This is a genomic window from Macellibacteroides sp. (assembly GCF_050251695.1).
Lineage (GTDB): Bacteria > Bacteroidota > Bacteroidia > Bacteroidales > Tannerellaceae > Macellibacteroides > Macellibacteroides fermentans.
On sequence record NZ_JBFWMI010000035.1, the window covers coordinates 19,605 to 30,523 of the forward strand.

Below are 10,919 nucleotides of genomic sequence, written 5' to 3' on the forward strand. Positions count from 1 at the left end.
TATGAATCTGGAACTGTTCATCGCAAAGAAAATTCATTTCAGCAAGGAGGGAGACAAACAGGTAACCCCTCCTGCTGTCCGTATTGCCATGATAGGCATAGCCCTGGGGCTGGCTGTAATGATTCTTTCGGTTGCCATTGTAATCGGATTTAAAAAGGAGGTGCGAAATAAAGTTATAGGATTTGGAAGCCATATTCAGATAACCAACCTCGACAGTAACGTATCTTACGAAACAAGCCCGATTGCGGTAAATGATGCAGTTCTTACCGATCTTTCCCACACAGATGGCGTAAGCCATGTAGAACGTTTTGCAACCAAGCCCGGATTACTTAAAACAGACTCTGCATTCCAGGGTATTGTACTTAAAGGAGTGGGAGAGGAGTACGACTGGACCTTTTTCCGTAAAAACCTGAAATCGGGCGATGTATTTTCTGTTTCACCCAAAGAAAGCGGAACATCCGTCATCATTTCTAAATACCTGGCAGACCGCCTCAGCCTGAAGGTAGGGGATGGCTTTCTTACCTATTTTGTACAGGAAAGTGTGCGTGCCCGCAAATTTACTATTACGGGTATCTACGAAACCGGATTTTTGGATTACGACAAGCTTTTTGTAATAGCAGATATTAAACAGGTACAACGATTAAACGGCTGGGAGGCCGATCAGGTAAGCGGACTCGAATTATATGTGGACGACTATGCCCGGCTTGATTCCATCAGCGAGCAGCTGTACTTCAGCTATTCCGAGAAGAAAGACCGGAACGATAACACCTACTACGTCCGTTCCATCAAAGAATTGAATCCTATGATATTCAACTGGCTGGATGTATTGGATATCAATGTGGTGGTTATATTGGTGCTTATGATGGCTGTTGCCGGATTTACCATGATCTCGGGACTGCTTATTATCATTCTGGAGCGAACCAATATGATTGGTATTCTTAAAGCTCTGGGGCATGATAACCGCGGAATACGAAAAATTTTCCTTTATATCTCTTTCTTCCTGATTGGAAAAGGAATGATATGGGGTAATATAATTGGTATAGGTTTATGTCTTATTCAGTCAAAATTTCAGCCTATTTCCCTCGATTCTTCAATCTATTACCTGGATGCGGTACCGGTTGATATCAATATCCTCACTTGGGTTCTTCTTAACATCGGAACATTGTCGGTTGCCATGCTTATGATGCTTGGACCATCATTTCTTATTACTAAGATCGATCCGGCTAAGAGCATCCGGTTCGAATAACTTATCGTTGCATCCGGAAAGTATAGTCATTTTTCCCTCTGAATATCCGGTAAAAACGAACATACAAATTACATAGCGGCTGTATGATTTCCAACAACGGAAGCCATGCAGTTACAGGCTTTTGCTGTAAGGCAAGAGATGACTTATGTAGTACCATCAACAAGATTGCCAGTCGAAGCAATCCGAAGAAACAGGCTATACCGGCCACAAGAGGATTGCCTGTAACGCCAAGAAAAATACCTGCTGCGATGCTTGCGAAAAATAGAAAGCGGCTTACCGATTCAATACGATAGAACGACAGCGAGAACCCTTTGTAAAATTTCTGGGTAGCAGCCCTCGAAACCTTCATCTCTTTCCATACCTTAAAACGATCAATGGCAATCATTTCGGTAATGCTGTCCGGACAGAATACAGCCTTAGTGTTGGTGGGAGTAGCCACCTCGTTTACAAATAAATCGTCGTCGCCAGCGTGCAGATTCAATGATTTATAATAGCCTTTGTGTTCGAAAAACAGGTTCTTTCTATAGGCCAGGTTACGACCGTAACCCATAAACGGGTGACCTATAAGGGCGGAGGCCAGGTATTGAATTCCGATGATTAGATTATCGTACGCCGCCAGCTTGTGGAAAAATCCTTTTTTGCATTCGTATGCGCTGAAACCTAAAACCATGTCGGCTCCATCTGTAAAAGGGCCCACCATACTTGAAATCCACCGATTGCTTTTAGGATAGCAGTTGGCTTCGGTAAAAAGCAGAATGTCATGCTTCGCCGCTTTAATTCCAACTGTAAGCGCCAGCTTCTTACGGCTCAGGTACTTCACATTTTCGGGAATATAGGTGTGGTAGAGGTGTTTGTTGTCGTTCTCAAGTCTTTTTAAAACCTCATCACTTTCATCTGTAGAGCCGTCGTTTATAACTATCACTTCGTAATCGGGATAGGTTTGCGACAGGATATGCGGCAGGTTGCTTTTTAAATTTTCAGATTCGTTTTTAGCATAAACAATAACCGAAACCGGTGGCATATCTTTACCGTTAGAAGAATCTGCGGAGGCATTCATTCGTTTCGCCATGCGCAGAGGTTTGGCATAAATTCCGGCGTAGTAAGCCAGCTGAACTAAAAATAAAAAAACGATTGTACCTAAAACCGCAATCTCTATGTTAGTGAAAAATATAAGTTGTTCCATTGTCATATCTTCTGTTCCAATCTACAAACGTACATAAAGTTTTTCATTATTAAAAGGAAGAACTCATCTAATAAAATGAGTACGAAGTACATCTTCGAAAATCCCATAAACAAAAATAAAGTCGTATCCCTGTGTGGCAATACGACTTTATTTTTTTTATGTTTCAGATTATAATGTGTCCGAAAAATAGGCCTTTGGCAATTGCCTGCAATTGTATTGCGATGCCATAATTTCGCCGTAGGCTCCGGCAGAACGTAAGGCGATAAGATCGCCCCTCCGTACCTTGTTGAGGTCGACCGACTTTCCAAAACTGTCGGACGATTCACAAATTGGTCCTACTACGTCGTACACCTCTTCAGCTTCCTCACTGGTCAGATTTTCAATTCTGTGATAAGCCTGGTACAAGGCCGGGCGTATCAGCTCTGTAAAACCTGCATCCACGATGGCAAAGTTTTTGCTGGCACCCTCTTTTACATAAAGAACCTTTGTGATAAGTGTTCCGCATTGTCCTACAACCGAACGGCCCGGTTCGAAATGAACCTGTTGTTCCGGACGTAGCTTCATATGCTTGTGGAATATGGCAAAGTATTCTTTAAAGTCGGGTATGGGCAGATGGTTGGGGTGGTGGTAATCAATACCCAGACCACCTCCAAAATTAAGATTCTCAACAAGAATACGGCGGCGTGCCATATTCTCCTGAATTTCGGTTACCCGCGAGCAAAGACTTTGGAAAGAAGAAAGATCCGTAATCTGAGAACCGATATGGAAATGTAAACCAATCAGTTTTACGTTCTTCAATGTTTCAAACAGATCAAGAACGCTGTCAAGCTGACTCAGGTTTATACCAAACTTGTTTTCCTTCAATCCCGTTGTTATGTAGGCATGGGTGTGTGCATCAACCTCGGGGTTAATACGCAGAGCCACAGAAGCCACTTTGTTTTTAGCTCCAGCCAGTTCATTGATAACCTCCAGTTCGGCAGCCGACTCAACATTGAAACAAAATATGTCATTGTCCAGTCCCAGGTTTATCTCCCAGTCGGCTTTACCCACACCGGCAAAAACAATCTTCTTTGCAGGAAATCCTGCAGCAAGACTTGCTTTAATCTCACCACCGCTTACACAATCTGCACCCAGACCGTTTTCGCGGATAATAGACAATATCTTATGATTTGCATTTGCCTTAACAGCGTAATGCACATGAAACCCATATCTGTCTGCTTCAGCCCGGATAAGAGCCAGCGTATCCCTCAATAGGTCGGTATTATAGAAATAAAAGGGAGTTTGTAACTCCCTTAATTTATTGATTGGAAAATTTCCTTTCATAGATGATTTTTACTTGTTGTTAAAAAGATGGTCGCTTAATGCTTGTAGTGACCGTTTTTTGTCTTCTGCCTTTACAAGTAAGGAAACATTGTAGTTGCTGCCTCCATAAGAGATCATTCGTACAGGTATATCCTTCAGTGAACTGATAATGTTTGCTTCAAAACCAACATTATCCCATTGCATATCGCCCACAACACATACAATCACCATGTCGGTATCTACGGTTACGGTACCATATTTCTTTAAGTCGTCCACAATCTCTTCCAGATGCTTTCTGTTGTCTATTGTTACAGACACACCCACTTCCGAGGTTGTAACCATATCGATGGGAGTCTGGTAGCTTTCAAAGATTTCGAATACCTTGCGTAAAAATCCGTGAGCCAACAGCATTCTGCCACTTTTAATCTTGATGGCAATGATATTGTCTTTTGCAGCAACTGCCTTGATCTTGCCTTTTTCTGTCTTATTAGAAATCAGCGTGCCCGGAGCTTCAGGTTGCATGGTGTTAAGCAGACGAACCGGAATGTTGTTCAATTTAGCAGGCAGGATACAGGTAGGATGCAGAATCTTAGCACCGAAGTAAGCCAGTTCGGCAGCCTCTTCAAAATGAAGGTTACGTACCGGAGCTGTTTTGTCAACCACACGAGGGTCGTTGTTGTGCATACCGTCTATATCAGTCCAGATCTGAATTTCTTCCGAGTTAATGGCAGCGCCCACCAGAGATGCACTGTAGTCGCTTCCGCCACGTTGCAAGTTGTCTATCTCTCCGTAAGCATTTCTACAGATATAACCTTGTGTGATGAAAAGTTGCGCATCGGTATGCTGTTCAAGCATCTTCGAAAGCTTTTCCTTGATGTACAAAGGATCCGGTTCTGCGTTTTTGTCTGTACGCATGTAATCCAGTGCAGGAAGCAGAACAGAATTCACGCCACACTCGTTAAGGAACAGATTCATCATTCCTGTAGAGATAAGTTCTCCCTGAGCCAATACAACCTTTTCTTCAAACAAAGTGAAAAGGTCTTTTGTAAAGGAACGTATATAGTCAAAATGAGATTTTACAAGTTCAGTAGCCTTCTGTTTATAGTCATCCGTTGCATATAGCTCGTCAATATGATCATAGTATTTCAGAGCAAGTTTATTGATGATCTCGTTGGCTCCATCCGGATTCTTTTTATAAAGATAATCCGATATTTCAACCAGAGAGTTGGTTGTACCCGACATGGCAGATAATACCACAATCTTACGGTCTCCGTCGCAAATCAGTTTTGCCACTTCTTTCATTCTCTGTGCAGATCCCACAGAAGTACCGCCAAACTTTAAAACTTTCATTTTTTTACTTCAATATTAAATTATTTCTCAATGCCTTAAACCTTGTGCAAAGGTATATATTTTGTGCAATTTTACAAGGTCAGATTTGTTATTTATTCTCCCTCTTTATCACTATTCAGATCACATAGTAATCCGTTCTCACACTTCACGATACGTGCCGGATAATTATGCACCAGTGTATAGTTGTGTGTAGTCATCACCACCGAAGTTCCTCTCCGGCTGATATCGTGCAGCAACTGTAAAATCTGGCCGCTGGTTTCGGGGTCCAGATTTCCGGTTGGCTCGTCAGCAAGAATAAGTTTCGGATCATTCAGCAATGCCCTTGCAATCACAATACGCTGCTGTTCGCCTCCCGAAAGCTCGTGAGGCATTTTGTAGCCTTTGTTCTGCATGCCTACCTGAATCAGCACGTTGTCAATACGTTCGGCAATCTGTTCCTTGTTTTTCCAGCCGGTAGCCTTCAGTACAAACTCCAGATTTTTTATTACCGAACGATCTGTAAGCAATTGGAAATCCTGAAAGACTATACCCAGCTTCCTGCGCAGATAGGGAATCTCTTTTCGTTTTATTTTACACAAGTTGTATTCCATCAGGAATGCATCGCCATTCATGATGGGTATTTCGCAATACAACGATTTCAGCAAACTACTTTTTCCGGAACCCACTTTGCCAATTACATACACAAACTCTCCATTCTTCAATACAAAGGATGCATTGTGTAATATAACGTTCTCTTCGCGACAAATATCAACGTTCTCCAGTCTCAACAGGGTTGTTTCTTCCATGTTCTTTCCAAATTATCCTTTATGTCTTTTTTTCAACTCCCTAGCCAGATCTTCCAGGCGAAGTCCTTTGCTGGTAAGCAATACGATGAGGTGATAAACCAGGTCGGAAGCCTCGTAGATAAAACCTTCCTCTGTACCGTTGGTTGCTTCAATCACCGTTTCCACAGCCTCTTCGCCCACTTTCTGAGCCATGCGGTTTACACCCTTATTGAAAAGAGACGTAGTATATGAACCCTCCGGCATCTCCTGTCGGCGTTGTTCTATAAAATCCTGTAAAAACTTAAGGAACATCACATCTTCTTGATTCTTCTCGCCAAAGCAGGTGTCTTTACCGGTATGACAAACCGGGCCGGCAGGAATTGCCTTAATAAGCAATGTATCGTTGTCGCAATCAACCAGCATCTGAACAACCTTCAGGAAATTACCGCTGGTTTCGCCTTTAGTCCACAGTCTGTTCTTGGTACGGCTAAAGAATGTAACCATCCCGGTTTCCTTTGTTTTGGCATAAGCCTCTTCGTTCATAAATCCAAGCATAAGCACCTTCGAGGTAGCGCTATCCTGAATAATGGCAGGAATAAGTCCCCCCATCTTTTCGAAATCAATTTTCATTTTATATCGTATTATTATATCCTAACGTTTATGCCTTCGTGATGCAGGTAGTCTTTAAGCTGACCGATACCTATCTCGCCGAAATGAAATACACTGGCAGCCAGTGCGGCATCTGCTTTACCTAAAACAAATGCGTCGCGAAAGTGTTCCATCTTACCGGCCCCTCCGGATGCAATTACGGGTATATGTAACGCATCGGCCAGCGTAGCCAATGCCTCATTGGCATATCCAGTTTTAACACCGTCGTGCGTCATACTGGTAAACAGAATTTCGCCTGCACCACGGTCTTCCGCCTCTTTAGCCCAATCAAACAATTGTTTGTCCGTCGGGATTCGTCCTCCGTTCAGATAACAAAGCCAGCCATTATTCTCCATGTTGGCATCTATGGCCACCACGCAAACCTGACTGCCAAAGTTGGCCGCTATCTCGTTTATCAGCGACGGATTACGTAATGCTGCCGAATTAATCGAAACCTTGTCGGCTCCGGCGCTAAGTAACCGGTCCACATCCTTCAGTTCATTTATACCACCGCCCACAGTAAATGGAATACTGATGCGTGCCGCCACTTTTTTGACAAGCTCCGTAAAAGTCTTCCGCCCTTCGTGCGATGCCGTAATATCCAGGTAAACCAATTCGTCGGCACCCTGATCGCTATATTGAGCTCCAAGTTCCACCGGGTCGCCGGCATCCCTGAAGTTTACAAAATTAATTCCTTTAACCGTGGTTCCGTCCTTTATATCCAGACAAGGAACGATCCGTTTTGCTAGCATGCTGATCTTATCTAAATATTTTATACAAAACGAAGAAAATCCTTCAACTGAATCTTTCCTTCGTAAATTGCCTTGCCGAATATGACTGATGGAATTCCCGCCTGTTCCAGTTCTTCAATGTCGCTTACCGAACTAACACCGCCACTGGCAATGATATGTATCCCCGGCAACGCTTCCTTCATCTCCTTATACAAGTCGACTGCCGGTCCTTCCAGCATACCGTCTTTGCTTATATCTGTACATATCACCTTGGTTATACCCTTGCGCCGATACGATTCAATAAAAGGAAATAATTCGTGCTCGGTTGTTTCCTCCCAACCGCTCACAGCAATCTTACGGTCTTTGGCATCTGCGCCGAGAATAATCTTTTCGCATCCAAACTTTTCTATCCACGAGGTAAACACCTCCGGCTGTTTAACCGCAATGCTTCCGCCTGTAACCATAATAGCTCCACTTTCGAAAGCAATTTCGAGATCTTGTTCCTGTTTGAGTCCCCCGCCGAAATCGATCCGTAAAGCCGTACGGGTGGCAATCTTCTCGAGCGTGCGGTAATTAATGATCCTGCCGGCACGGGCACCATCCAGATCCACTACATGCAGACGGGTAATACCATGTGCCTCGAAAGATTTGGCAACCTCTACCGGATCTTCATTGTACACCTTCTTACTGCTGTAATCTCCCTGAGTAAGTCTCACACATTTGCCGTCAATGATATCAATTGCCGGAATAAGCTCAATCATATCTTTTATAAGTTTATAAAATTCTGCAATATCAATTCACCCACCGTTCCGCTCTTCTCGGGATGAAACTGCGTAGCAAAAAAATTATCTTTCTGCATTGCCGCACTGAACGGAAGAATGTAATCGGTGGTTGCCACCGTATGTTCGTTTACCGGAACATAATAGCTGTGTACAAAGTAAACAAATTTATTGGCTAGTTGGTCGGAAAAGAGACCGCTTTTTACATCTGTAAGGGTATTCCAGCCCATGTGTGGAACTTTGTCCTCGTGTCTTTGAGGAATGAACCTTTTCACCGTAGTGTCGAATATACCCAGGCAAGGCGTGTTTCCCTCTTCAGAAGAGGCACACATCAGCTGCATACCCAGGCATATGCCCAGCACCGGTTGCTTCAGATCGCGTATAACCTTGTCGAGGCCAGTCTCCCGTAAATGTTGCATGGTCGTTAAAGCTTCACCCACTCCTGGAAATATGACTTTATCTGCAGCCCTCAGTTCGTCGGGATCGGCTGTGATAATAGGGTTGATACCCAGCCTTTTCAAGGCATAGGCTACCGAGTATATATTACCTGCGTTGTATTTGACTATTGCAACTTTCATCCGTTGATTAATTAAAAATAATTGTTTTGTTTTCAAACACAAGGATTTTCCGGTCGATGTGTTTTTCTACAGCACGCGAAAGTACGATTTTTTCCAAATCTTTTCCCTTTCTTACCAAGGTTTCTACCGTATCTTTATGAGAAACCCGTGCAATATCCTGTTCAATAATAGGACCGGCATCCAGTTCGGTAGTTACATAATGGCTTGTAGCCCCAATCAGCTTCACACCACGCTCGAAGGCAGCATGGTAAGGCTTTGCTCCAACAAAAGCGGGTAAAAACGAATGATGGATATTTATAATCCGGTTGGGGAAATGCTTGATAAAAGATTCGGACACTACCTGCATGTAACGGGCAAGTACAATGAAGTCTATCTTATACTCTTCCAACAACCCAAGCTCCAGCTTTTCCTGCTCTTCCTTGGTCTCTTTTGTGATAGGGAAATACCTGAAGTCTATTCCAAATCTTTTGGCCACCACTTCCATATCCGGATGGTTGCTTACGATTACCGGAATAGCCACTTTCCATTCGCCGGCGGTGTAACGCGCCAGTATGTCGTACATACAATGCGACATCTTGGAAACAAACAGAGCCATGCGGGGAATGTAATCATTAAAATAGATGCGGTATTGTATGTTGTATTTAAAAGCATACAAGGTGCTGAAGTAATCGTCTATTTTTTCTTTTGGGATAACAAAATTCTTCAAATCCCATTCAATACGCATGAAGAACACATTCTTCAAACGATCCACATGTTGGTCCAGATACACAATGTTTCCGCCATTTACATTAATAAATCCGGTAAGCGTAGCCAGAATACCCGGCGAATCCGGGCAGTGCATCAATAATATTGCCGTAGCAGGACGTTGTATTTCTTCCATCATTCAATCATTTTGGATTTAGGCCACAAAAGTAGCAATATATAAACACAAATATGCCTTTGTGTTGAAAAAAGTATAGTAATGGACTTGTTTTGTGATAAATTGCCTTTTTGGCCACTTGCTTTGTTGTATGAATCCATAAAAGCTATAAATACAGTCCATAATTTTTCTTCATTTTTTTTTAACGAATAATTGCTTAATAATCAGATAAGAATAAAAAAATATAAAAAATAATTGAGAGGAGGTGTTGCAGGATTCAAAAACATCGCCTATCTTTGCATCGCAATTCAGAGGAATAGCACTTACAAACAAAATGGTTCGGTAGTTCAGTTGGTTAGAATACATGCCTGTCACGCATGGGGTCGCGGGTTCGAGTCCCGTCCGGACCGCCAGAAGTAAGTCGATTAGCGACGAGTCGTTGAAATGTTGAAATACAGTTAGTTATGAGATACTAACCTAAACTGTACCCCCTAAGAGAAATCAAAGGGATAAGACATTGAAACAAAGCCAATTAAACCTTAAAGGTGGCTTTCCCGTCCATACCGCAGAAGCCTCTAGACAAAAGGCGTCAAAAGTAAGACAAACCCTTCATATTCAGTGAATATGAAGGGTTTTTTCATTTATTATGTCTTAGTCAAAAGACAAGAAAAAGCCAAGAAACGACAAAGTTGATAACCTAAAGTGTACCCCTTTTTCAAAAAAGCATAGGGGGTACAGTAAATAGGATTGGAGGGGGTACAGTTTGTCCAATATTGGCGGAGAGTTGTCCATATTTGGCACAGTGCATAAAGCTCATTTTTAGATAGTCCACAGTAATTTTGTAACATTAAAAATGAGTTTATGAAAAGTACATTTCGGATTCTTTTCTATGTGAAAAGAGACAAACAAAAATCAGACGGTACGCTTCCTATTATGTGCCGGATCACTATTGACGGACAACCAAGCCGTTTCAATACCAAAGTAAGCATTCACCCCAATATTTGGGACGCAAAGGCATCTGTTGCCACCGGGAAATCAAATGAAGCAGTTGAAGTCAATGCCCTATTGAATGAAATCAAAACAAGCATTCACAATGTTTATCATGACTTACAGACAAAAGAAAACAATGTCAATGCTGACAGAGTAAAGAACATTTTTCTGGGTATCGAAGTAAAACAACAAACTGTTCTCGAACTTTTCCAACGTCACAATGAGGATGTAGCCAAATTAGTTGGTATCAGTAAATCTAAAGAAACACTCCAGAAGTACGAGGTTGCTCATAGACGTATGGCAGACTTTATTAAAGAATATTATCATGTTTCTGATATTTCTTTAAAAGAGGTAAATCATATGTTTGTATATAACAATTGAAAAGTATACCATATTCCAGTTGAAAAGTATACCAGTGCTCATTGTTTGCGAAGATAAAAAAAGTTATCTAAACGCAGGTTAGATTCTTTTATTTTTGATCCATTTTTG

General features: G+C 42.2%; 11 protein-coding genes and 1 tRNA gene. 3 read left to right on the forward strand and 9 right to left on the reverse strand.

Features of this window, described 5'->3' with window-relative positions:
* Position 1: 1 nt before the first annotated feature.
* Positions 2–1,246, forward strand: coding sequence for an ABC transporter permease (locus tag AB7E53_RS07150; RefSeq protein ID WP_446774916.1), 1,245 nt, complete (start codon positions 2–4; stop codon positions 1,244–1,246).
* Between the two features lies 1 nt (position 1,247).
* Here the strand turns inward: AB7E53_RS07150 and AB7E53_RS07155 are convergent, their stop codons facing one another.
* From AB7E53_RS07155 to purU, 9 genes are all read right to left on the reverse strand, one after another.
* Positions 1,248–2,429: a glycosyltransferase gene (locus tag AB7E53_RS07155; protein ID WP_446774918.1), complete on the reverse strand. Its 1,182-nt coding sequence runs from the start codon at positions 2,427–2,429 to the stop codon at positions 1,248–1,250.
* A 168-nt stretch (positions 2,430–2,597) separates the two neighbouring features.
* On the reverse strand, positions 2,598–3,752 hold the full coding sequence (lysA, locus tag AB7E53_RS07160) for a diaminopimelate decarboxylase (RefSeq protein ID WP_079684506.1): 1,155 nt from the start codon (positions 3,750–3,752) through the stop codon (positions 2,598–2,600).
* Between the two features lie 9 nt (positions 3,753–3,761).
* Positions 3,762–5,081, reverse strand: coding sequence for an aspartate kinase (locus AB7E53_RS07165; protein ID WP_068179610.1), 1,320 nt, complete (start codon positions 5,079–5,081; stop codon positions 3,762–3,764).
* A gap of 92 nt (positions 5,082–5,173) precedes the next feature.
* Positions 5,174–5,866, reverse strand: a complete 693-nt coding sequence (locus tag AB7E53_RS07170; RefSeq protein WP_179400345.1) for a cell division ATP-binding protein FtsE — start codon at positions 5,864–5,866, stop codon at positions 5,174–5,176.
* A 12-nt stretch (positions 5,867–5,878) separates the two neighbouring features.
* Positions 5,879–6,475: a bifunctional phosphoribosyl-AMP cyclohydrolase/phosphoribosyl-ATP diphosphatase HisIE gene (gene hisIE / locus AB7E53_RS07175; protein ID WP_079684508.1), complete on the reverse strand. Its 597-nt coding sequence runs from the start codon at positions 6,473–6,475 to the stop codon at positions 5,879–5,881.
* Positions 6,476–6,489: 14 nt separating this feature from the next.
* Positions 6,490–7,245: an imidazole glycerol phosphate synthase subunit HisF gene (gene hisF, locus AB7E53_RS07180; protein ID WP_179400346.1), complete on the reverse strand. Its 756-nt coding sequence runs from the start codon at positions 7,243–7,245 to the stop codon at positions 6,490–6,492.
* A gap of 20 nt (positions 7,246–7,265) precedes the next feature.
* Complete coding sequence (gene hisA, locus AB7E53_RS07185; RefSeq protein WP_079684509.1) at positions 7,266–7,985, reverse strand: 1-(5-phosphoribosyl)-5-[(5-phosphoribosylamino)methylideneamino]imidazole-4-carboxamide isomerase; 720 nt, start codon at positions 7,983–7,985, stop codon at positions 7,266–7,268.
* Positions 7,986–7,990: 5 nt separating this feature from the next.
* Entirely contained in the window at positions 7,991–8,581 is a 591-nt protein-coding gene (gene hisH, locus AB7E53_RS07190; RefSeq protein ID WP_446774102.1) for an imidazole glycerol phosphate synthase subunit HisH, read from the reverse strand.
* Positions 8,582–8,588: 7 nt separating this feature from the next.
* On the reverse strand, positions 8,589–9,461 hold the full coding sequence (purU, locus tag AB7E53_RS07195; RefSeq protein ID WP_068179777.1) for a formyltetrahydrofolate deformylase: 873 nt from the start codon (positions 9,459–9,461) through the stop codon (positions 8,589–8,591).
* Positions 9,462–9,776: 315 nt separating this feature from the next.
* Between purU and AB7E53_RS07200 the strand changes: the two genes are divergently transcribed.
* A tRNA-Asp gene (locus AB7E53_RS07200) sits at positions 9,777–9,853 on the forward strand.
* A 448-nt stretch (positions 9,854–10,301) separates the two neighbouring features.
* Entirely contained in the window at positions 10,302–10,811 is a 510-nt protein-coding gene (locus tag AB7E53_RS07205) for an Arm DNA-binding domain-containing protein (protein WP_446774920.1), read from the forward strand.
* Positions 10,812–10,919: the final 108 nt, after the last annotated feature.

Coding starts and splice junctions, on each gene's coding strand:
- AB7E53_RS07150 (WP_446774916.1), top strand. CDS start 2: ATGAATCTGGAACTGTTCATCGCAAAGAAAATTCATTTCAGCAAGGAG.
- AB7E53_RS07155 (WP_446774918.1), bottom strand. CDS start 2,429: ATGGAACAACTTATATTTTTCACTAACATAGAGATTGCGGTTTTAGGT.
- lysA (WP_079684506.1), bottom strand. CDS start 3,752: ATGAAAGGAAATTTTCCAATCAATAAATTAAGGGAGTTACAAACTCCC.
- AB7E53_RS07165 (WP_068179610.1), bottom strand. CDS start 5,081: ATGAAAGTTTTAAAGTTTGGCGGTACTTCTGTGGGATCTGCACAGAGA.
- AB7E53_RS07170 (WP_179400345.1), bottom strand. CDS start 5,866: ATGGAAGAAACAACCCTGTTGAGACTGGAGAACGTTGATATTTGTCGC.
- hisIE (WP_079684508.1), bottom strand. CDS start 6,475: ATGAAAATTGATTTCGAAAAGATGGGGGGACTTATTCCTGCCATTATT.
- hisF (WP_179400346.1), bottom strand. CDS start 7,245: ATGCTAGCAAAACGGATCGTTCCTTGTCTGGATATAAAGGACGGAACC.
- hisA (WP_079684509.1), bottom strand. CDS start 7,985: ATGATTGAGCTTATTCCGGCAATTGATATCATTGACGGCAAATGTGTG.
- hisH (WP_446774102.1), bottom strand. CDS start 8,581: ATGAAAGTTGCAATAGTCAAATACAACGCAGGTAATATATACTCGGTA.
- purU (WP_068179777.1), bottom strand. CDS start 9,461: ATGGAAGAAATACAACGTCCTGCTACGGCAATATTATTGATGCACTGC.
- AB7E53_RS07205 (WP_446774920.1), top strand. CDS start 10,302: ATGAAAAGTACATTTCGGATTCTTTTCTATGTGAAAAGAGACAAACAA.